Source organism: Burkholderia sp. AU4i, assembly GCF_000466765.1.
GTDB classification, from domain to species: domain Bacteria; phylum Pseudomonadota; class Gammaproteobacteria; order Burkholderiales; family Burkholderiaceae; genus Burkholderia; species Burkholderia cepacia.
In genome coordinates this window covers 1-20,859 of record NZ_ASSI01000094.1, presented here as the reverse complement: position 1 = coordinate 20,859, position 20,859 = coordinate 1, and the positions used below count along the sequence as shown (strand labels likewise).

Below are 20,859 nucleotides of genomic sequence, written 5' to 3'. Positions count from 1 at the left end.
CGCCGCGCAAAACGAAAACGCGGCACCGGTCGGTGCCGCGTCGGGGCATGCGGCGAATCACCCGCATCCTACACGTTCACGATTGCTTCGTTCAACATCACACGCAATATTGCGCGTGCGATGCTCAACGCTGGCCGAAAGCGACGTCGCCGAACAACGCCTTGTGCTCGCGCGGCTGCGAACGCCAGTACTGCGGCGGCGCCGTCACCTGCGCACCGAGCTCGGCCGCCGCGTGCCACGGCCAGCGCGGGTCGTACAGCATCGCACGCGCCATCGCGACGAAATCGGCATCGCCGGCCTCGATCAGCCGGTTCGCATGCGCGGGCTCGTTGATCAGCCCGACGGCAACCGTCGGCATACCGACCGCACGCTTCACCGCCTGCGCGAACGGCACCTGGTAACCGGGCGACAGCGGAATTTTCTGCAGCGGCGACACGCCGCCGGACGACACGTCGATCCAGTCGCAGCCGCGGCGCTTCAGTTCGTGCGCGAACGCGATCGTATCGTCGAGCTCCCAGCCGCCTTCGACCCAGTCGGTGGCCGACACGCGCACGCCGACCGGCCGGTCCTCCGGAAACGCCGCGCGCACGATCTCGAAGATCTCGAGCGGAAAGCGCATCCGGTTTTCGAGCGAGCCGCCGTATTCGTCGGTGCGCTGGTTCGCGAGCGGCGACAGGAACTGGTGCAGCAGGTAGCCATGTGCCGCATGCACCTCGATCGCGTCGATGCCGAGCCGTGCGGCACGCTTCGCCGAGGCCGCGAACGCTTCGCGGATCCGGTTCAGGCCGGCGGCATCGAGGGCGAGGGGCGGCGTCTCGCCGTCCTTGTGCGGCACCGCCGACGGCGCGTGCGGCAACCAGCCGCCGTCGGCGACCGGCACGAGCTGACCGCCCTGCCACGGCACGTTGCTCGACGCCTTGCGCCCCGCGTGCGACAACTGCATCGCGACGCGGATCGGCGAATGCTTGCGGATCGCGGCCAGCACGGGCTTCAGCGCGGCTTCGGTCACGTCGTCCCAGAGGCCAAGGTCGCCATGCGTGATGCGCCCGTCCGGTTCCACCGCAGTCGCCTCGATGCAGAGCAACCCCGCGCCCGACAGCGCGAGATGGCCGAGGTGAATCATGTGCCAGTCGGTCGCTTCACCGCGCTCGGCCGAATACTGGCACATCGGGGAGATCACGATCCGGTTCGGAAGAGTCACGCCGCGCAGCGTGAACGGGGAAAACAGCGCAGTCATGGAGGCCGCTCGCCAGGAAAGGAAAGAGCGAACGAGCGTAGCACGCAGGCCGCAAGCGTGCTGACGGTGCACGCGGCAGTAAGCGGATGGTCAGGTACGGCCCGCGGCGGGTTGCCGGCGACGCGGCCAACCGCGCGCATGCAGCGATGCGCCGGCCTGCAACGGACGCGGGCCGGGCAACCGCTTCGCGGCAAACGGCGGCGCCGCTTGCCGCGTCAGAGCCCGACGCCGTCGAGCCACTCCGCGAACATCCGTCGCGCGGCCGCCTCGAGCGCGGGGCCGTGCTGCGCGGTATCGGCGCGCAACTGGCGCGCGTCGATGCCGGGCGTGGCCGCGATTTCGCCGGCGTTGGCGATCAGCCACGGTTCGAAGCGATCGGTACGGATTTCCGGATGGCATTGCAGCGCCAGCACGTGCTGGCCCCACGCGAATGCCTGGTGGCGGCAGGCCGGTGTCGACGCGAGATGAATCGCACCGCCCGGCAGGTCGAACGTGTCGCCATGCCAGTGCAGCATCGACGTCGCCGCGCCATCGAGATGGCGCAGCGGCGATGCACGGCCGGCATCGGTGAGCGTCAGCGGCGCCCAGCCGAGTTCGTGCTGAGCGGCCGGGTAGACGCGCGCGCCGAGCGCCCGGGCGATGAACTGCGCGCCCAGGCAGATGCCGAGGATCGGCAGCCCGGCGTCGATGCGCGTGCGCACGAGCGCCGCGAGCGGCGCGATCGTCGGATACTGCGCGTCGTCGTACACGCTGAGCGGCCCGCCGAGCACGACGAGGAGCGACGGTTCGAGTACGTCGAGCACCTCGAAGCGCGATGACCCGACGTCGACGTAGCGCACCCGCCGCCCCCGTTCGCCGAGCACCTGCTCGAAGCTCCCGAGATCCTCGAAGTGCACGTGGCGGATCGCCACGACTTCAGCGTTCATCATCGGCCTCCCGGTCGATCGACGGACGTCAGCCGGCGAAAATCTTCCAGGTCTTCTTCTGCGTTGCCGCGTCGGCTTCTTCCTGCACCGAGCAGTCGAGACGCAGATCGCTGTCGGACATCGAGATGTCGAGCGCCGCGCAGTGATGCACGGTCTTCTTCGACAGCTTGCCCGGCTGGAAGTGGGCGCACGTCAGGCACATGCGCTGCGGCGGCGTCGCACCGGCCACCTGCAGTTCGCGCAGCGTCTTCAGCAGCGCGCGATACAGTGCGCCCTGCTCGTCCGCGCCAAGCTTGCCGACGGCTTTCGTCAGGAATTCAGGCCATTGCAGCGCCTTCTTCGCGGCCGTGCGGCCACGGGCCGACAGGCGCACGGCCAGTGCACGGCCGTCGTCCAGCGCGCGGCGCTTCTCGACGAGACCCTTCGTCTCGAGCGTGCTGACCGCATCGCTCGTGGTCGCCGCGGTCAGCTGCGTCTCGCGCGCGATCTCGCCGAGCCGCATCGGGCCCTTGCGTTGCAGCAGCAGCACGAGAATCTCGCCCTGCGTCGGCGTGAGGCCAGCGCCTTCCGCCCAATCCCATGCCTGGCTTCGCATGGCCGTACTCAACCGCAGCAGGCTGTGGGTCACACGTCCCGAAGCCTGATTCCCGTAAACGCCTTCGCTCATAGTCTTTTCGCTTTGCCGCCGCCCGGTTTGCCGAGCGGCCGTAGTGTGGAGATCGAATGTCTATCTCAAAACAGACACGCTCTTGCGAGTGCGTCAGCACGGCCGTCGCGAGGGCACACGCGGCGGTCGCGTTCGCGGCGACCGGTAAGACACGCATCGTTCCGGTGTCCGCAAAGCCGACATTCTAAGCGAGAGCGGAAAATCGCACAGCTAAGTTATCCCCTTCATTCTGTGGAAAATCACTGGATAACCAAAATTTTTCGTTGTGCCTGCAATGCCGAACGCCCGCGCGGCGGGGTGTCGGGACATTTTCCTGTTCGGATCGGCCATCGGGTCGACCGCTATGATCCACCGGGTTATCCCGTGTACAGATCGTTGACTTTGCAGCGGAATATCGGGTTATCCACAGATTTTCAGGACAACCGGCAACGATTTCGGCGTCAATCGAGGCCGCCAGCCATTCAGTGAATCGCGACTCGGTCGACCCCGTAATCTGCAAAACATTTTTTCACTCGCGCCAACGTAAGCACTGCTGGCGGACCGTCTCGTTGAGCGATTTTTCCTGTTTGAAAACGGTTCTCAACCACGACGCGTCGTTCACGCGCGCCTGGGCCAGTGCGCCGATCTCGTCGAGGGCCGCGCGCGAACCGAGCGCGGCCGCATGCGGCGCGATCCGGTCGAGCGTGTCGAGGATGTCTTCGGCGATGGTACGGCGCTCACCCGTCTGAGGATTCACGCAGGTGCCCTCGAGCCCGAAGCGGCACGCCTCGAAACGGTTGAACGTGTAGACGAGGTAGTCGTCCTCCGACAGCTTCAGCGGCCGGTCGGTCAGCAGGTAGCGCGCGAGCGTCTGGATGTAGCAGGCGATCGCCGCCGCGCGGTCGACCGACAGCGGCGTGTCCATCACGCGCACCTCGATCGTCCCGTAGCCGGGTTTCGGGCGGATGTCCCAGTAGAAGTCCTTCATCGAGTTGACGACACCCGTGTTCACCATCTTCGTGAAGTACTCCTCGAAGCTGTCCCAGGTCAGCACGAACGGCGCGCGGCCCGACAGCGGGAACGCGAACACCGAATTCAGGCGTGCCGAATGGAAGCCGGTGTCGACGTTCTGCACGAACGGCGACGACGCGGACAGCGCGATGAAGTGCGGAATGAAGCGCGACATCGAGTGCAGCAGGAACAGCGCACTGTCGGGATCGGGGCAACCGATGTGCACGTGCTGGCCGAACACGGTGAACTGTTTGGCCAGGTAACCGTATAGTTCGGAAATGTACTGGAAGCGCGGCGCATCGTAGATCTGCCGGTCGCTCCATTGCTGGAACGCATGCGTGCCGCCGCCGGCCAGCCCGACGTTGAGCTGGTCGGCCGCCTTCACGAGCACGTCGCGGATCGCGTGCAGCTCGCTCACCGCCTGCTCGTGCGAATGGCAGATGCCGGTCGACAGCTCGATCATGCTCTCGGTGATTTCCGGCGTGATGTTGCCCGGAAAGGTCTCGCCCTGGATCAGGCGCATCAGGTCGGATGCCGCTTTGGTCAGGTCGTAGTTGTGCGTGTTGACGACCTGGATCTCCAGTTCGACGCCGAACGTGAAAGGCTCGGAATTGACGAAGGTTTCGAGTGCCATGGCAGGTTCCGGAATCAGTTGCTGTCGCTGCGCTCACCGACCGCCGACAGGCAGCGGTAGACGATGAACGGGCTGACGAGCTGCAGGATCACGATCGTGCACATCACGATCGCGCGCAGGTGCGGGTCGAAATTCGGATAGAGCTGGTAGGTGTCGTCGACGAGCAGGTACGACAGCGCGGACATCGGGGTGAGCGCGATGCCGAGCGCGATGCCCTGCTTCATCCCGATGCCGCTCGGTTTCGCGAACGCGACGACACCGGCCAGCTTCGCGACGAGCCGCGTGACGATCAGCACGATCGCGAGCAACCCGCCGAGCGCGATGTCGCCCCACGTGAACGACGTGAGCGTGAGCACGAACAGGACCACCGTCAGCAGCCAGCCGGCCGTGCCGAAATGCTCGGGCCACAGCTGCGGGCGCGCCTCGAGGTTCTTCACGATGATGCCGGCAAGCAGCAGCGTGAGCAGCGTCGACAGCTTCAGTGCCTGGGCCACCGCGATCGCGAGCATCACGAGCCCGAACAGCGCGACGAACGAATGCTCGTCGCGCATCGTCGACGTCATGTGGCGGAACAGGAAATTGCACGAACGCGCGACGAGATACGCGACGATGAACGAACCGGCGAGCAGGTAGAGCGGCTGCAGGATCGTCGCGAAAACGTTGCCGTACGCTTCCTGGTGGAGCCAGCTCGTCACGAGCTTGGTCAGCACGATCGCATAGACGCTGTTGAGCGCGGTGAGCGTGATGAGGCGTTGCGACACCTGCCCTTCCGCGCGCAGTTCGGTCTTCAGCTGGATCACCATCGATGGCGATGTCGCGATCGCGATCGCCGACAGCACGAGCGCGACCATCCCCGACACGCCGAGCGCCAGCATCACGAACAGCACCAGCACGAACGTCAGCGTGGCTTCGGCGAGGCTCGACGCAACGAGCCACGGATTGCGCCGGATCCAGCGCAGGTCGAGACGGCTGCCGAGCTCGAACAGCAACAGGCCGAGCGCGACGTCGATCAGCAGCCGAGAGGTTTCGTCGGTGCTTGCATCGATCACGCCGAATCCGAACGATCCGGCGATAAGACCGATCACCGCATAACCGGTGATGCGCGGCAGCCGCCATGCGCGATAGCACAGCTCGCCGCACAGGCCGGCCGCGAACAGCGCGAGCCCGGCCCAGAACACGGCATCCGGCGTAAGCGGCCAGTTGGGCAGGAATGAGAACGCCGACTTCATCGTGGTGACTTCTCCTTTGGAAGCGACCGCCAGCGACACAGGATCAAGCGTCAGAAATGGATGCGCGCCGGCTGGGTATCGCCCCGAATGTGATTGTTGTGTCGACGACGGCGGGACATGGGATCCGCCTGTTCCGCCACAGGGCGGAAAGTCGCTCAGGTTGCCGATCTGGATTGTCGGCCTGGTGTGTGAACGGACTGCGCAGTCTCGAAGATTCAGATTCGAAATCGTGCCGACCGTTCCATTGAAGCATGTCCGGCGCCTGGCCGGATGAACGCGAAGGAAACCGATTGTGCCACAGCTTTTTCGGTCTGGAACCCATTGACTCGACTCGCGGCGCTGTGCGGCACCTCAGGTCTTTGGTTTCAAAGGTTTACTTGTATATATACGTAGTAGAAGTTAACAAGGCGCGCACAGTTCTGTGGATAACTTCGGTTTACGTCGACGGATCAAGGCGTTGGAGAGCCCATAACCCGTTGCACAGGCTGTTCGTGCACAGAAGTTTCGATTGAGCAACTTTCGGGCCGCTTCACAGCTGTGCCGAGTTGCCCAGTTTACGTCCACTGTGATTGCACACGAAGTGCGCGCGGATTCCGCGCGGTTATCCACAGCGTCGAGTGGATAACCTTGCGCGAAAAAATCGGGAAACTGTGATCGGCCGGGGTGGCCGGTCAGCCGGCCTGGCTGACGCGGCGTGCGCGCAATGCGCGGATCAGGAAGCGTGCGGGATCGACGGCATCGGCGAGTTCGCGTTCGAGCGGCCACGGCTCACCTTCGAGTTGCGATGCGATCAGTTCGGCGCCGAGTGCGGCCCATACGAGGCCGCGCGAACCGAAACCGAATGCGCCGTAGAGTCCGGGCATGCGCGGCAGGTCGCGCGCCTGCGCACCGCTCAGCGCGCGTGCCTTGGCGACGGCTCCCGCTTCGTCCGCGAGCGGGCCGATGAGCGGCAGACGATCGCCGACGACCCAGCGAAACGCAACGCGGCCGCGCAGCGTGCCGGGGTCCGGCACGTCGCCAATCAGGCCCGGCAGCAGATGGCGCACGCGCTCGAGGTTTTCCGCGTGACCGGCCGCGCGCATCGCGGGATCGACGTCGTCGGGCTCGAACGTCGCGCCGATCAGCAGCGTGCCGTCGTCGAGCGGTACCGCGTAACCGTCGCCGATCGCCGGGCACGGCAGTGGTGCCGTGCTGCCGGGGGGCAGCAGCGTGAGCTGGCCACGCACCGGTTGCAGCGCGACATGCTGCAGCCCGGCGAGGCGCGCGGCATCGCCGGCATTCGCGAGCACGACGACGGGCGCTTCGGCCAGTGTGCCGCCCGCATCGTCGAGCGCATGCCATGTATCGCCCCGCCGTTCGAGTCGGGCCACGGCGGTGGACGCGAGCAAGCGCACGCGCTCGCCGGCCGCCTCGCACTGGGCCGCGCAAAGGCCGGCCGGCCAGACGGCGCCGCCGTGCGGAAACAGCAGGCCGCCGTGCGCGACCGGCAGGTTCAGATGGGCGCGCGCGGCATCGGCGTCGAGCAGCGATACGTAGTCGGACGGTGCGCTGAACGCATCGAAAGCATCACGCATCCGCGCGAAGTCGTCGGCCGATTCGGCGAGATGAATCATCCCGTGCGTGCTGCGCGCGAATGCATGGCCCGCGCGTTCGAGTGCGCGCCAGCGTGCGATCGCGTGCAGGAAGCCGCCGCGCGTGAGCCGGCTCGCGACGTTGTCGTCGCGCGTCATCAGCGGATGGAACACGCCGGCCGGATTGCCCGACGCCTCGCTCGCGATCCGGTCGTGCCGTTCGATCAGCGTGACCTCCCAGCCGCGCGCGGCGAGACGTTCGACGACCGCGCAGCCCGCCAGGCCCGCACCGATCACGATCGCGCGGCGTGCCGCAACGGGCAATGCGAGCGGCGGCTCGTGCCGGCGCGCGCGCCAGCGCGGCGCGTATTCGCCGACGAGCATCACGAACTTGCCGGCAAACCCGTCGACCTTGCGATACGTGAAACCCGCGTCGGTGAGCGCCTGTTTCACGACGCCCGAACTCGAATACGTCGAGAAGGTCGCGCCTTCGGCAGCGAGGCGTCCGAGCGCGCGGAACACGTCGGCCGACCACATGTCCGGGTTTTTCGCCGGCGCAAAACCGTCCAGATAAAACGCATCGGCACGTGCGACGAGTTTCGGCAGCATCTCGCGCGCGTCGCCGAATGCAAGCGTGAGCACGACCCGCCCGTCGTCGAATTCGAGCCGGTGCAAACCCGGCACGAGCGTCGGCCACGCATTGGCAAGCATCGCGGCTTCGGCCGATATGGTTGTGTTCGCAACGATATGGGAAAGCGCCTTGCGCAAGTCGTCGCGCGAGAACGGGTGCTTCTCGACCGACACGAAATGCAGCCGCTCGCAGCGTGCGGGATCCTCGCGCCATGCGGCCCAGGTCGCGAGGAAGTTGGCGCCCGTGCCGAACCCCGTCTCGACGATCGTGAACGTGCGGCGGCCTTGCCAGCGCGCCGGCAGCCGGTTGCCCGCGACGGACACGTAGTTCGCCTGCGCGAGCGCGCCCGCGACGTTGTGATAGATGTCGCCGAACTCGGGCGACACGAGCGTGCCGTCGTCGCGGATGGCGAGCGTGGCGGGAACAAGTCGGTCGGTCATGCGAAACAAAAAACGTGGCAGCCAAGCCTGGCAAGGGATTGCGCGGGGCCGTCCGTCCGGCCGTTGGAAAAAGCCAACGGGGCGGCGCACGGGCGGACCGCGCTGCGTATCCTGTCCGGTTGGCGCTGGTCAAAAAATGGGCAGTCCGTGATTCATTCGGCGAAATACCGATGAAAATCTTTGAAACCCTTGTCGTTATTGGGTTTGCGCTGCGCTATCATAGCAACGCCGTACCGCGGGGTGGCCGCCGGCATACCGGAGGGCGCGTCGCGCGGGCCAGGATTCGGCGCTGTGTCGTCGGAGTCTGACTCTCGACGGCACGGTTCGCGCACGTATAATCGGCGCGTTCGCGCTGTTCGTGTCAACCTAACCTGATAAAGGAACCTTAATGAACAAACAGGAACTGATCGACGCCGTCGCCGCCCAAACGGGCGCCAGCAAGGCTCAAACCGGCGAAACGCTGGACACGCTGCTCGAAGTTATCAAGAAGGCCGTGTCGAAGGGTGATGCGGTTCAGCTGATCGGCTTCGGCAGCTTCGGTTCGGGCAAGCGCGCAGCACGTACGGGCCGCAACCCGAAGACGGGCGAAACCATCAAGATCCCGGCAGCCAAGACGGTCAAGTTCACGGCTGGCAAGGCGTTCAAGGACGCCGTCAACAAGCGTTAATCCAGCGCCTGTTCCAAGAAAAACCCGCCTTTCGGCGGGTTTTTTGTTGGGCGCGCGCGGCATTTTCGCCACAGTCCGCGCCCCTCTTGCAAGATTTAACGGTTGTTTTTACAACGCGTTACACGTGCACGATCTGCGTGTCGCCATGATCGTCGTCGTCGTGCGAATCGATGTCCCACGCCGGGAACGGATCGTCGAACGCGTGCCATCCCGCCGCGCCGAGCGCGAATTCCGCATCGGTCAGCAGGCACGCATCGAGTTTCTCGCGCCATGCATCCGCGTCGAGCGCAATGCCGATCAGCACGAGTTCCTGCCGGCGATCGCCCACCGCGCGATCGTCGAGATCGCCGTGCCATTCGGCGCGGATTTCCGCGAGCAGTTCGTCGTCGTCCGGCCATTCCGCGCGATCCTGCGCAGCCCACCACAGACCCGCCGGGCCATGCCGGCATACGCCGCCCGCCTGCGACAGCGAGCCTGCGATGTCGTTGCGCGTCGCGAGCCAGAAGAAGCCCTTGCTGCGCAGCACGCCCGGCCACTCCTGGTGCAGCAGCGCCCAGAGCCGTGCCGGATGAAACGGCCGGCGCGCGCGGTAAACAAAATTGCCGATGCCGAATTCGTCGGCTTCGCCGTGCACGTGCGCATGATGTTCGTCATGGCAGTCCGGGTCGTCGCAATGCGTGTGATCGTGATCGAGCGACGCGAGCCAGCCCGGCGCGTTCGCGGCCTCGTCGAAATCGAAACGGCCCGTGTTCAGCACTTCGTCGAGCGGCACGTTGCCGAACGTCGACACGACCTGGTGCGCGCGCGGGTTGAGGCGCGCGAGGATGTGCTGCAGGCGTGCGAGTTCGTCGGCGCCGACGAGGTCGGCCTTGTTGATCACCAGCACGTCGCAGAATTCGATCTGCTCGATCAGCAGCTCGACGAGCGTGCGGTCGTCCTCTTCCGAGGCGGCGATGCCGCGGGTTGCGAGCGCGTCGTCCGAGCCGTAGTCGCGGAGGAAGTTGTACGCGTCGACCACGGTGACGAGCGTGTCGAGCCGCGCGATCGCGGACAGCGACGTGCCGTCGTCGTCGACGAACGTAAAGGTTTCGGCGATCGGCATCGGCTCCGCGATACCGGTCGATTCGATCATGATCGCATCGAAGCGGCCTTCGGATGCGAGGTTGCGGATCTCGACGAGGAGGTCGTCGCGCAGCGTGCAGCAGATGCAGCCGTTCGACATCTCGACGAGGCGTTCCTCGACGTGCGACAGCGCCTGCGCGTCGCGCACGAGCGATGCGTCGATGTTGACCGCTGCGAGATCGTTGACGATCACGGCGACTTTCAGGCCCGCGCGGTTCGCGAGGACATGGTTGAGCAGCGTGGTCTTGCCGGCGCCGAGGAAACCGGACAGCACGGTGACGGGCAACGGCTGGTTCATAGCCGGATTCATAGCGATACGCACCAACGGAAAAATTGAAAAAGCGGCCGCGGCGCCCTTCCGGGGCGCGATCGTCCCGCGGACGGGCGAAATTGCGGCGTGAGATCCGCATTGTGCATCAAACGCGCGCCGGCCGGCCGGTACGGCGTCAGGCCGCGCCGGGCCGCAGCGTCATTGCACGGGCGGCAACAGCTTCCACTGCGTCAGGATGGCGGCGATCTGCCGCGCGTACTTGTCGCGCAGCGACGGTGTTTCCGAATGATAGGCACCGACCGCCTGCCACGTGTTGCCGTAGCGGTTCATCTTCTGCTTGAGATGCCACGCGGCGATGTAGACGTTCTTGCACGGCTCCATCAGCGTGTCGCGGCCGATCCCGTAGCGCGACAGCGTCGGCAGGTGGATCGAATTGATCTGCATCAGGCCGTAGTCGACCGAGCCGTTCGTGTTCTTGTTCAGCGCGCCGGGCCGGTTGCGCGACTCCTGCCACGCGATCGCGCGCAGGATCAGCGGATTGACCTGCTGATATCTTGCCGCCTCGTCGAAACAGTCCGCGCGAGCGTTCGCGCTGGCGAAACACGCGCCGGCGGCGATCAACGCAATCGAGGCGAACCGTCTGTTCATGGTGCGGAATCGATAATAAATTGCGCGAAGGTCGGGAAAACCCGTGCCTGTTATTCGTGCGATGAGAAACGCGCCGCCCGTATCATACCGACAGTCCGTCAGCTTGCGACATACAGGAATACGGCAGCCCGGTTATACCGCATTTCCGTGTCGGTTCATCGTGAAACGGGGGCGATGGCCGGGATGCAGAGCATAGCGCCGAACATTACATATTGCATACGGCTCGCAGAATACATGTCGTATGTGAGACAGTCCTCGGGTCAATGTGATATTTCGGACATGAAAAACTGCTAATGTCGCCTCTTTAGGACTTGGATCCCAGCACTACCGCCGGAAGTGGCCTGAGCCGGCATCGACCCATTCATCCATGACAAGAAATCGCTTCGTTATGCGGCGTGTCGCCACGACCCTGATCGTCGCCGGCCTCATCGTTTCGCAGGCCGCCTACGCTCAGGTCACGCTCAACTTCGTGAATGCGGATATCGACCAGGTCGCCAAGGCGATCGGCGCCGCAACCGGCAAGACCATCATCGTCGACCCCCGCGTGAAGGGGCAGCTCAACCTCGTGGCCGAACGGCCGGTGCCGGAAGACCAGGCGCTGAAGACGCTGCAGTCTGCGCTGCGGATGCAGGGCTTCGCGCTCGTGCAGGATCACGGCGTGCTGAAGGTCGTGCCCGAGGCCGACGCGAAGCTGCAGGGCGTGCCGACCTACGTCGGCAACGCGCCGCAGGCGCGCGGCGACCAGGTGATCACGCAGGTGTTCGAGCTGCACAACGAATCGGCGAACAACCTGCTGCCCGTGCTGCGGCCGCTGATCTCGCCGAACAACACGGTGACGGCCTACCCGGCGAACAACACGATCGTCGTCACCGACTACGCGGACAACGTGCGGCGCATCGCGCAGATCATCGCGGGCGTCGACAGCGCCGCGGGCGCGCAGGTGCAGGTCGTTCCGCTGCGCAACGCGAACGCGATCGACCTCGCCGCGCAGCTGCAGAAAATGCTCGACCCGGGCGCGATCGGCAACAGCGACGCGACGCTGAAGGTGTCGGTCACGGCCGACCCGCGCACCAACTCGCTGCTGCTGCGCGCGTCGAGCGCGTCGCGCCTCGCGGCCGCGAAGCGGCTCGTACAGCAGCTCGACGCGCCGAGCGGGGTGCCCGGCAACATGCATGTCGTGCCGCTGCGCAATGCCGATGCGGTGAAGCTGGCGAAGACGCTGCGCGGCATGCTCGGCAAGGGGAGCGGCAGCGACAGCGGCTCGTCGGCATCGTCCAACGATGCGAACAGCTTCAACCAGAACGGCGGCTCGTCGTCGAGCGGCAACTTCTCGACCGGCACGTCGGGCACGCCGCCGCTGCCGTCGGGCGGCCTCGGCGGTTCGTCGTCCTCGTCGGGGTACGGCGGTTCGTCGGGCAGCGGCGGCGGTCTCGGCAGCGCCGGCCTGCTCGGCGGCGACAAGGACAAAGGCGACGACAACCAGCCGGGCGGCATGATCCAGGCCGACGCGGCGACCAACTCGCTGATCATCACCGCGTCGGATCCGGTGTACCGGAATCTGCGCTCGGTGATCGACCAGCTCGACGCGCGGCGCGCGCAGGTCTATATCGAAGCGCTGATCGTCGAGCTGAACTCGAATACGTCCGGCAACCTCGGTATCCAGTGGCAGGTCGCGAGCGGCCAGTTTCTCGGCGGCACGAACCTGAACCCGACTGGCGGTCTGGGCAACAGCATCGTCAACCTGACGGCGGGCGGCGTGGCCAACGCCGCCGGCGGCATCACCGGCGGCGGGCTGGTCAACAATCTCGGGGCGCTGAGCCAGGGGCTCAACATCGGCTGGCTGCACAACATGTTCGGCGTGCAGGGGCTCGGCGCATTGCTGCAGTATTTCGCGGGCGTGAGCGACGCGAACGTGCTGTCGACACCGAACCTGATCACGCTCGACAACGAGGAAGCGAAGATCGTCGTCGGCCAGAACGTGCCGATCGCGACGGGTTCGTATTCGAACCTGACGAGCGGCAACACGAACAACGCGTTCAACACCTACGACCGTCGCGACGTCGGCCTGACGCTGCACGTGAAGCCGCAGATCACCGACGGCGGGATCCTCAAGCTGCAGCTCTATACCGAGGATTCGGCGGTGGTCGCCGGCACGACCAGCGCGCAGACCGGCCCGACCTTCACGAAGCGCTCGATCCAGTCGACGATCCTCGCGGACAACGGCGAGATCATCGTGCTCGGCGGCCTGATGCAGGACAACTACCAGGTGTCGAACAGCAAGGTGCCGCTGCTCGGCGACATCCCGTGGATCGGCCAGTTGTTCCGCTCCGAAACGAAGCTTCGCTCGAAAACCAACCTGATGGTATTCCTGCGCCCGGTGATCATCTCCGATCGCAGTACCGCGCAGGAAGTGACGGCCAATCGCTACGACTACATCCAGGGCGTGACGGGCGCATACAAGTCGGACAACAACGTGATGCGCGACAAGGACGATCCGGTCGTCCCGCCGATGCCGATCGGCCCGAGCCAGGGTGGCACGGCCGCGGGCAACCTGTTCGATCTCGACAAGATGCGTCGCCAGCAGCTGCAGCGCCAGGTCGCGCCGGTGCCGGCCCAGCCGTTGCCGGAGGCGACGCCCGCCCAGCCGCAGAGCGTGCCGCAGCAGGCGGTGCCGCAACAGCCGCTGACGGCCACGCCGGGAGCGTCGCAGTGAGCGACGTGCACGCCTCTTCCGCCCACGACGGCGCGCCGGGCGACCGCCAGCCGCCGTCGCCGCTCGCCGCGCGGCTGCTGCCGTACGGCTTCGCGAAGAGCGGCCAGGTGCTGATCGCGCACCAGCTCGACGATACGCTCGAGGTGTGGATCAGCGAACGCACGAGCGATGCCGCACTCGCTGAGATCGCGCGCAACTTCGGCTCGATCTCCGTGCATCGCGTGCCGGCCGACGAGCTCGCGCAGGCGATCAACCACGCGTACGCACGCCAGGACGGCAGCGCCGCGCAGGTGGTCGGCGAGGTCGAAGGCGAAGTCGACCTGTCGCGGCTGATGCAGGACATCCCCGAAGTCGAGGATCTGCTCGAATCGGAAGACGATGCGCCGATCATCCGGATGATCAACGCGCTGCTCACGCAAGCGGCGCGCGAACAGGCGTCGGACATCCACATCGAGCCGTTCGAGAATGCGTCGGTCGTGCGCTTTCGCGTCGACGGCACGCTGCGTGACGTCGTGCGGCCGAAGAAGGCGCTGCACGGTGCGCTGATCTCGCGGATCAAGATCATGGCGCAGCTCGACATCGCGGAGAAGCGCCTGCCGCAGGACGGCCGCATCACGCTGCGTGTCGGCGGGCGGCCGGTGGACGTGCGCGTGTCGACGCTACCGACGGGCCACGGCGAGCGTGCGGTGCTGCGTCTGCTGGAAAAGGATGCGCAGCGGCTGAACCTCGAAGCGCTCGGGATGGGCCGCGACACGCTCGTCCAGTTCGACAAGCTGATCGCGCGCCCGCACGGCATCGTGCTCGTCACCGGCCCGACCGGTTCGGGCAAGACGACCACGCTGTATGCGTCGATGTCGCGGCTCGAAACCGCGACGACCAACATCATGACCGTCGAGGACCCGATCGAATACGACCTCGGCGGCATCGGCCAGACGCAGGTGAACGAGCGGATCGGGATGACCTTCGCCCGGGCGCTGCGTTCGATCCTGCGCCAGGATCCGGACGTGATCATGATCGGCGAGATCCGCGACCTCGAAACCGCGCAGATCGCGGTGCAGGCGTCGCTGACGGGCCACCTCGTGCTCGCGACGCTGCACACGAACGATGCGGCATCGGCCGTCACGCGTCTGACCGACATGGGCGTCGAACCCTACCTGCTCGCGTCGTCGCTGCTCGGCGTGCTCGCGCAGCGGCTCGTGCGCCAGCTCTGCCCCGTCTGCAAGGAAGAACGCCAGGAAGAAGGCCGCACCGTGTGGCATCCGGTCGGCTGCGACAAGTGCGGGCATTCGGGTTATGCGGGCCGGCGCGGGGTGTACGAACTGCTGCTGGTCGACGAGTCGATCCGCTCGCTGATCCACCGCAACGCGGCCGACGCGGAGATTCTCGCCGCCGGTCGTGCGGAAGGGATGCGCACGCTGCGCGACGACGCCGAGCGCTGGCTCGCGTCCGGCGCGACGTCGCTCGAGGAAGTGTTGCGCGTGACGGGAGGCGCATAGCGCGATGCCGGCATTCCGTTTCGAAGCAATCGATTCGGCGGGACGCGCGCAGAAGGGCGTCATCGACGCCGACAGCGCGCGTGCCGCGCGCGGCCAGCTGCGTACGCAGGGGCTGACGCCGCTCGTCGTCGAGCCGGCCGCCAGCGCGACGCGCGGGGCGCGGTCGCAGCGGCTCGCGTTCGGCCGCAAGCTGTCGCAGCGCGAACAGGCGATCCTCACGCGCCAGCTCGCCAGCCTGCTGATCGCGGGCCTGCCGCTCGACGAGGCGCTCGGCGTGCTGACCGAGCAGGCCGAGCGCGACTACATCCGCGAACTGATGGCCGCGATCCGCGCGGAAGTGCTGGGCGGCCATTCGCTCGCGAACGCGCTGGGCCAGCATCCGCGCGACTTCCCCGAAATCTATCGCGCGCTCGTCGCGGCCGGCGAGCACACCGGCAAGCTCGGCATCGTGCTGTCGCGCCTCGCCGACTACATCGAGCAGAGCAACGCGCTGAAGCAGAAGATCCTGCTCGCGTTCACGTACCCGGGAATCGTCACGCTGATCGCATTCGGCATCGTCACGTTCCTGCTGAGCTATGTCGTGCCCCAGGTCGTCAACGTGTTCGCGAGCACGAAGCAGCAGCTGCCCGTGCTGACGATCGTGATGATGGCGCTGTCGGATTTCGTGCGGCACTGGTGGTGGGCGATCCTGATCGCGGTCGTGCTCGTCGTGTGGTTCGTGAAGGCGACGCTGTCGCGTGACGGCCCGCGGCTGCGCTTCGACCGCTGGGTGCTGACCGCGCCGCTCGCGGGCAAGCTCGTGCGCGGCTACAACACGGTGCGGTTCGCGAGCACGCTCGGCATTCTCACCGCGGCGGGCGTGCCGATCCTGCGCGCGTTGCAGGCGGCCGGCGAGACGCTGTCGAACCGCGCGATGCGCGCGAACATCGACGATGCGATCGTGCGCGTGCGCGAAGGCTCCGCGCTGTCGCGCGCGCTGAACAACGTGAAGACGTTTCCGCCGGTGCTCGTGCACCTGATCCGTTCCGGCGAAGCGACGGGCGACGTGACGACGATGCTGGATCGCGCGGCCGAAGGCGAAGCGCGCGAGCTCGAGCGCCGCACGATGTTCCTGACGAGCCTGCTCGAGCCGCTCCTGATCCTGGCGATGGGCGGGATCGTGCTCGTGATCGTGCTGGCCGTGATGCTGCCGATCATCGAGCTGAACAACATGGTGCAGTAACGGCCCGACGGTCGATCAGGCCGCTACCGTTCAGCGCATGTAGATCGCGGGGGACGGCGTGTTCGCCGGCAGCTGGATTTCGGCGCGGGCGCCGTTGCGGTCGACGACGATCGAGCGGGGGCGGACTTCGGCGAGCTTCGCGCCGGGCGTGACCTCCGCGCCGAGCGACACGGCGCGCGGCGGTTCGCCGCCGACGCCGACGATCGCGGCGGCACCGCGATCGAGCGAGAGGATGCCGAACAGGTGGATGTCCTGCACGGGATTCTTGTCGAGCTGACCGCCGAAGAGCGCCGCGGCGTCCTCGGTACGGATCGGCAGCCGCGCGGCGGCGGCGGGCAGCGGCGCTTCACGGGCTGACAGCGTGACGACCCAGTAGGTGGCCGTCGCGCACAAACCCGCGAAGAGGGCTAGGGAGAGGATCCGGATCGAGAGCGCGTTCATGCGCGCTATTGTACGGATCTATGTGAAATTTGCGTTGGGTGAAAGCCCTCGGCAATGCGCGCCTTACAATGCGTGCTCCGCGACCGCGGGTCCGGAAGGTTGCTGTCAGGCAATCGTCCGGTGCACCGGGCGCGTCACCCAACCAACGACATTTTTTGGAAAGAGGTAGTCAGTCATGCAAACGTGGATCACTCGCCGCAACGCGGCCGTGCGTCGTCAGCGCGGTTTCACGCTGATCGAGATCATGGTGGTGGTCGCGATCCTCGGGATCCTGGCGGCGCTGATCGTGCCGAAGATCATGAGCCGCCCGGACGAGGCGCGCCGCATCGCCGCGAAACAGGACATCGGCACGATCATGCAGGCGCTCAAGCTGTACCGTCTCGACAACGGCCGCTACCCGACCCAGGATCAGGGCCTGAACGCACTGATCCAGAAGCCGTCCACCGATCCGATCCCGAACAACTGGAAGGACGGCGGTTATCTCGAGCGCCTGCCGAACGATCCGTGGGGCAACGGCTACAAGTACCTGAACCCGGGCGTGCACGGCGAGATCGACGTGTTCAGCTACGGCGCCGACGGCAAGGAAGGCGGCGAAGGCAACGATACCGACATCGGTTCGTGGCAATAAGCGCTCACTGACCGGCCCGACGCTTCGTTCCCGTTCTTCATGCTCGCCATTCGCACGACCTCCCGCTGCGGTCGCGACCGCCGTGCGCGTCGCGGCGCGGCTTCGTCCGTGCCGGCGCATGCCGACGGCGGGCCGACGAAGCACGGTGCGCGGCGGCGGCGCACGCGCGGCTTCACGCTGCTCGAAATGCTGGTCGTGCTCGTGATCGCGGGCCTGCTCGTATCGCTCGCGTCGCTGTCGCTCACGCGCAATCCGCGTACCGACCTGCGCGAGGAAGCGCAGCGCATCGCGCTGCTGTTCGAGACCGCCGGCGACGAGGCGCAGGTGCGTGCCCGGCCGATCGCATGGCAGCCGACCGAACACGGCTTCCGTTTCGACGTGAGCTCGCCCGACGGCTGGCGCACGCTGCGCGACGACCTGCTGCGCCCGCGTGACTGGGACGGCGGCGTCACGGGCGCCGACATCGACTATCCGGGGTCCGACACGCGCGCGAGCCGCGTCGTGTTCGGCACCGAGAGCATCGACACGCCGGTGCGCGTGACGCTGCATTCGGCCGCCGGCAGCGCGACGATCGTCGGCACCGGCAACGGCCGCTACGAGGTGCAATGACGATGCGTCGTCGCCTGCCCTTCCCCGTTGCTTCATCGCACCGCCATGCCCCGACGGGACTTCATGCGCGGCGCGGTTTCACGATGATCGAGGTGCTGGTCGCGCTCGCGATCATCGCGGTCGCGCTCGCCGCGTCGATCCGCGCGGTCGGGACGATGGCGACCAACGCCTCCGATCTTCATCGCCGGCTGCTCGCCGGCTGGAGCGCCGACAACGCGCTCGCGCAGATGCGGCTCACGCATGCGTGGCCGGAGATCGGCGAGCAGAGTTTCGACTGCTCGCAAGGCAACGTGCAGCTCGTCTGCACGCAGCGCGTGAGCACCACGCCCAACCCGGTGTTCCGGCGCGTCCGGATTTCGGTGAGCTCGCCCGGGCATGCCGGCGTGCTCGCGCAGATGGTGACGGTGGTCGCGAATGAAACCAGCCGTCCGCTCTGACGCGCCGATGCGACGCCCGTTCGCCCGCCCCGCCCGCGGCTTCACGCTGATCGAGCTGATGATCGCGATCGCGATCCTCGCGGTGGTCGCGATCCTCGCGTGGCGCGGGCTCGACCAGATCATGCGCGGTCGCGACAAGGTCGCGGCTGCGATGGAAGACGAACGCGTGTTCGCGCAGATGTTCGACCAGATGCGCATCGACGCGCGGCTCGCCGCGACCGATGACGAAGCCGGCCAGCCGGCGATCGGCGTCGCCGGCAACACGCTGCAGATCGTCCGCGAACTCGAGGTGCCGGGCGTCGCGCCGCGGCTGCAGGTGGTCCGCTACCGGATCGCCGGCGGACGGGTCGTGCGCTACGCGTCGCCGCCGATCGACGACGCGAACCGGCTGCGCGGCATGCTGAAGGACAGCAGCGTCGAAGGCTGGAGCTGGGTCGCGCTGATGGGCGGCGTCGGCGCGATCGACGCGAAGCTGTACGTGCCGCGCGTGGGCTGGACCACCAACCTGCAGACGGCCGACGACGCGCTCGCGCAGAACAACGACGCGCTCAAGGTGCCGCAGCTCGGCAACGCGCCGCCGACGCGCGCGGTGACGGGGCTGCAGGTCAGCATCGGTGCGACGTCGCTGCGCGTGCCGGTCACGCGCATCTTCCTCGTCGGGGAATGACGATGCGCGCGCGCCCTCCCCGTTCATTGCCTGCCGCCCGTGCTGCCAGCCACGCACGGGCACGCGGCCGCCAGCGCGGCGCGGCGATCATCACCGCGCTGCTCGTCGTCGCGCTGTCGGCGATCCTCGTCTCGGGGATGCTGTGGCGCCAGCAGGTGCAGATCCGCCGCATCGAGAACCAGCGCGAGATCGCGCAGGCGCAGTGGGTCGCGCGCGGCGCGCTCGACTGGACGCGGATGATCCTGCGCTCCGAAGGCGATACGGCGCCCGGCATCACGTACCTCGGCGGCATCTGGGGCGTGCCGATCGCGAAGACGAAACTGTCGGACTTCCTCGGGCGGATCGGCGCGCCCAACGACACCGGCGGCGAAGACACCTATATCTCCGGCTCGATCGAGGACGCCCAGGCGAAGTTCAACCTGCGCAACCTCGTGGCGTCGCCGGCGCCCGGCGTGCTGCAGTTGAACGTCACGCAGGTCCAGGCGTTCCAGCGCCTGCTGACGACACTCGGCTACGACGGCGCGTTCGCGAAACGCGTCGCGCTGCAGGTGCGCGCGGGCCTGCTGCATTCGGCGACGCGTTTCCAGATGCCCACGCTGCCGGGCGGCGGCACGGCGCCGCCGGTCACCGCGCCGGTGACGACCGATCAGCAGGGCGGCGGCGGCTTCACCGACGATCCCGGCATGACGGGCGGCGACCGCGGGCCCGCGCCGCTGATGATGACGGGTGTCGACAGCCTGCTCGACGTCGACGGCGTGACGCCCGAGATGGTCGCGCGGCTGCGCCCGTTCGTCACCGTACTCCCGACCACGACGCCCGTGAACATGAACACCGCGCCGGCCGAGGTGATCGCGGCGCTGATTCCGGGGATGAGCGTGTCGTCCGCGCAGGCGCTCGTGTCGCGCCGCGAGACCGTGTTTTTCCGCAACGTCGCCGATGTGCAGCTCGCGCTGCGCGGCGCCGGTGCGCCGCCGAACGTGACGCTCGATTCGAGCCTCGTCGACGTCAATTCGAGCTATTTCATCGTGCATGGCCGGATCCAGCACGAACGCGCGGAGGTCGATCGCACCTCGCTCGTGTATCGTGATCCGACCACGCACTCGACACGGGTCGTGCGCATTCGCGACCAGCTATAACGACGCCATTCGGGAGAGGAGCTCTTGTGAGCACGTTGATTGTTTCTTTGCCGCCGCGCGAGCCTGCCGTGCCGTTGCAGGAATGGCAGTGGCCCGAGCTGCCGTTCACGCTCGTCGACAAGGCCGGCCACGTGCAGCGCGCCGGCCGCGCCGCGCTGGCGCTGCTGCCGCGCGCGAATGCGACGGTGCTGATCGTCGCCGCGCGCGACGTGCTGCTGCTGGCCGCGACCGTGCCGCCGCTCAAGGGCCCGAAGCTGCGCCAGGCGCTGCCCAACATCGTCGAGGATCAGCTGATCCAGGATCCGCTCGGGTGTCACATCGCGCTCGATCCGGACGCGCTGCCCGACGGGCGCCGCGTGCTGGCCGTCGTCGATCGCGCGTGGTTCCGCACGATCTGCGAAGCGTTCACGGCGGCCGGCCACCGGCACCTGAGCGCGGTGCCCGCGACACGCTGCCTGCCGGCGCCGCACGCACCCG

19 protein-coding genes are annotated in these 20,859 nt (G+C 67.0%); 10 read left to right on the top strand and 9 right to left on the bottom strand.

Annotation, left to right across the window (positions count from 1 at the left end):
- Window positions 1–124: 124 nt before the first annotated feature.
- The 6 genes from L810_RS21570 to mnmC all read right to left on the bottom strand — a co-directional run bounded on the left by L810_RS21570 (window position 125) and on the right by mnmC (window position 8,325).
- Complete coding sequence (locus tag L810_RS21570) at window positions 125–1,237, bottom strand: NADH:flavin oxidoreductase/NADH oxidase (RefSeq protein WP_021160416.1); 1,113 nt, start codon at window positions 1,235–1,237, stop codon at window positions 125–127.
- A 215-nt stretch (window positions 1,238–1,452) separates the two neighbouring features.
- Entirely contained in the window at window positions 1,453–2,163 is a 711-nt protein-coding gene (locus L810_RS21565) for a glutamine amidotransferase (RefSeq protein ID WP_042975637.1), read from the bottom strand.
- A gap of 28 nt (window positions 2,164–2,191) precedes the next feature.
- Window positions 2,192–2,830: a MarR family winged helix-turn-helix transcriptional regulator gene (locus L810_RS21560; RefSeq protein ID WP_027788730.1), complete on the bottom strand. Its 639-nt coding sequence runs from the start codon at window positions 2,828–2,830 to the stop codon at window positions 2,192–2,194.
- A 508-nt stretch (window positions 2,831–3,338) separates the two neighbouring features.
- On the bottom strand, window positions 3,339–4,454 hold the full coding sequence (locus tag L810_RS21555) for a YbdK family carboxylate-amine ligase (RefSeq protein WP_021160413.1): 1,116 nt from the start codon (window positions 4,452–4,454) through the stop codon (window positions 3,339–3,341).
- A 14-nt stretch (window positions 4,455–4,468) separates the two neighbouring features.
- The gene (locus tag L810_RS21550) at window positions 4,469–5,683 is read right to left on the bottom strand and encodes a cation:proton antiporter (RefSeq protein ID WP_021160412.1); all 1,215 of its coding nucleotides are present in this window, start codon (window positions 5,681–5,683) and stop codon (window positions 4,469–4,471) included.
- Window positions 5,684–6,354: 671 nt separating this feature from the next.
- On the bottom strand, window positions 6,355–8,325 hold the full coding sequence (gene mnmC / locus L810_RS21545; protein WP_021160411.1) for a bifunctional tRNA (5-methylaminomethyl-2-thiouridine)(34)-methyltransferase MnmD/FAD-dependent 5-carboxymethylaminomethyl-2-thiouridine(34) oxidoreductase MnmC: 1,971 nt from the start codon (window positions 8,323–8,325) through the stop codon (window positions 6,355–6,357).
- 388 nt (window positions 8,326–8,713) lie between these two features.
- Between mnmC and L810_RS21540 the strand changes: the two genes are divergently transcribed.
- Window positions 8,714–8,992: an HU family DNA-binding protein gene (locus L810_RS21540; RefSeq protein ID WP_006401505.1), complete on the top strand. Its 279-nt coding sequence runs from the start codon at window positions 8,714–8,716 to the stop codon at window positions 8,990–8,992.
- Between the two features lie 118 nt (window positions 8,993–9,110).
- Here L810_RS21540 and L810_RS21535 read toward each other — a convergent pair whose 3' ends face one another.
- Together L810_RS21535 and L810_RS21530 are read right to left on the bottom strand one after the other, a co-directional pair.
- Complete coding sequence (locus L810_RS21535) at window positions 9,111–10,424, bottom strand: GTP-binding protein (RefSeq protein WP_042975625.1); 1,314 nt, start codon at window positions 10,422–10,424, stop codon at window positions 9,111–9,113.
- A gap of 159 nt (window positions 10,425–10,583) precedes the next feature.
- Window positions 10,584–11,033: a lytic transglycosylase domain-containing protein gene (locus L810_RS21530; protein WP_021160409.1), complete on the bottom strand. Its 450-nt coding sequence runs from the start codon at window positions 11,031–11,033 to the stop codon at window positions 10,584–10,586.
- Window positions 11,034–11,400: 367 nt separating this feature from the next.
- On the opposite strand from L810_RS21530, the gene gspD reads away from it, so the two are divergent.
- The 3 genes from gspD to gspF are packed head-to-tail and all read left to right on the top strand — an operon-like array spanning window position 11,401 to window position 16,464.
- Window positions 11,401–13,746: a type II secretion system secretin GspD gene (gene gspD, locus L810_RS21525; RefSeq protein ID WP_042975622.1), complete on the top strand. Its 2,346-nt coding sequence runs from the start codon at window positions 11,401–11,403 to the stop codon at window positions 13,744–13,746.
- On the top strand, window positions 13,743–15,242 hold the full coding sequence (gspE, locus tag L810_RS21520; RefSeq protein ID WP_021160407.1) for a type II secretion system ATPase GspE: 1,500 nt from the start codon (window positions 13,743–13,745) through the stop codon (window positions 15,240–15,242). The genes gspD and gspE overlap by 4 nt, the downstream gene beginning before the upstream one ends.
- Window positions 15,243–15,246: 4 nt before the next feature.
- Window positions 15,247–16,464, top strand: coding sequence for a type II secretion system inner membrane protein GspF (gene gspF, locus L810_RS21515; RefSeq protein WP_021160406.1), 1,218 nt, complete (start codon window positions 15,247–15,249; stop codon window positions 16,462–16,464).
- A gap of 30 nt (window positions 16,465–16,494) precedes the next feature.
- Here the strand turns inward: gspF and L810_RS21510 are convergent, their stop codons facing one another.
- A complete protein-coding gene (locus L810_RS21510) occupies window positions 16,495–16,905 on the bottom strand; it encodes a type II secretion system protein N (protein WP_027788737.1) in 411 nt (136 codons plus the stop codon).
- A gap of 175 nt (window positions 16,906–17,080) precedes the next feature.
- Here L810_RS21510 and gspG point away from each other — a divergent pair, with 175 nt between their 5' ends.
- From gspG to gspL, 6 genes are all read left to right on the top strand, one after another.
- Complete coding sequence (gene gspG / locus L810_RS21505; RefSeq protein ID WP_011350483.1) at window positions 17,081–17,533, top strand: type II secretion system major pseudopilin GspG; 453 nt, start codon at window positions 17,081–17,083, stop codon at window positions 17,531–17,533.
- Between the two features lie 39 nt (window positions 17,534–17,572).
- The gene (locus tag L810_RS21500; RefSeq protein WP_021160404.1) at window positions 17,573–18,142 is read left to right on the top strand and encodes a GspH/FimT family pseudopilin; all 570 of its coding nucleotides are present in this window, start codon (window positions 17,573–17,575) and stop codon (window positions 18,140–18,142) included.
- Between the two features lie 2 nt (window positions 18,143–18,144).
- Window positions 18,145–18,579, top strand: coding sequence for a type II secretion system minor pseudopilin GspI (gspI, locus tag L810_RS21495; protein WP_042975635.1), 435 nt, complete (start codon window positions 18,145–18,147; stop codon window positions 18,577–18,579).
- On the top strand, window positions 18,557–19,246 hold the full coding sequence (locus L810_RS21490; RefSeq protein WP_080982182.1) for a PulJ/GspJ family protein: 690 nt from the start codon (window positions 18,557–18,559) through the stop codon (window positions 19,244–19,246). Before gspI ends, L810_RS21490 begins: the two co-directional genes overlap by 23 nt.
- Window positions 19,247–19,248: 2 nt before the next feature.
- Window positions 19,249–20,382, top strand: coding sequence for a type II secretion system minor pseudopilin GspK (gene gspK, locus L810_RS21485; protein ID WP_021160401.1), 1,134 nt, complete (start codon window positions 19,249–19,251; stop codon window positions 20,380–20,382).
- A gap of 26 nt (window positions 20,383–20,408) precedes the next feature.
- Window positions 20,409–20,859: type II secretion system protein GspL (gspL, locus tag L810_RS21480; RefSeq protein WP_257008923.1), on the top strand; the 451-nt coding region annotated here is incomplete at its 3' end.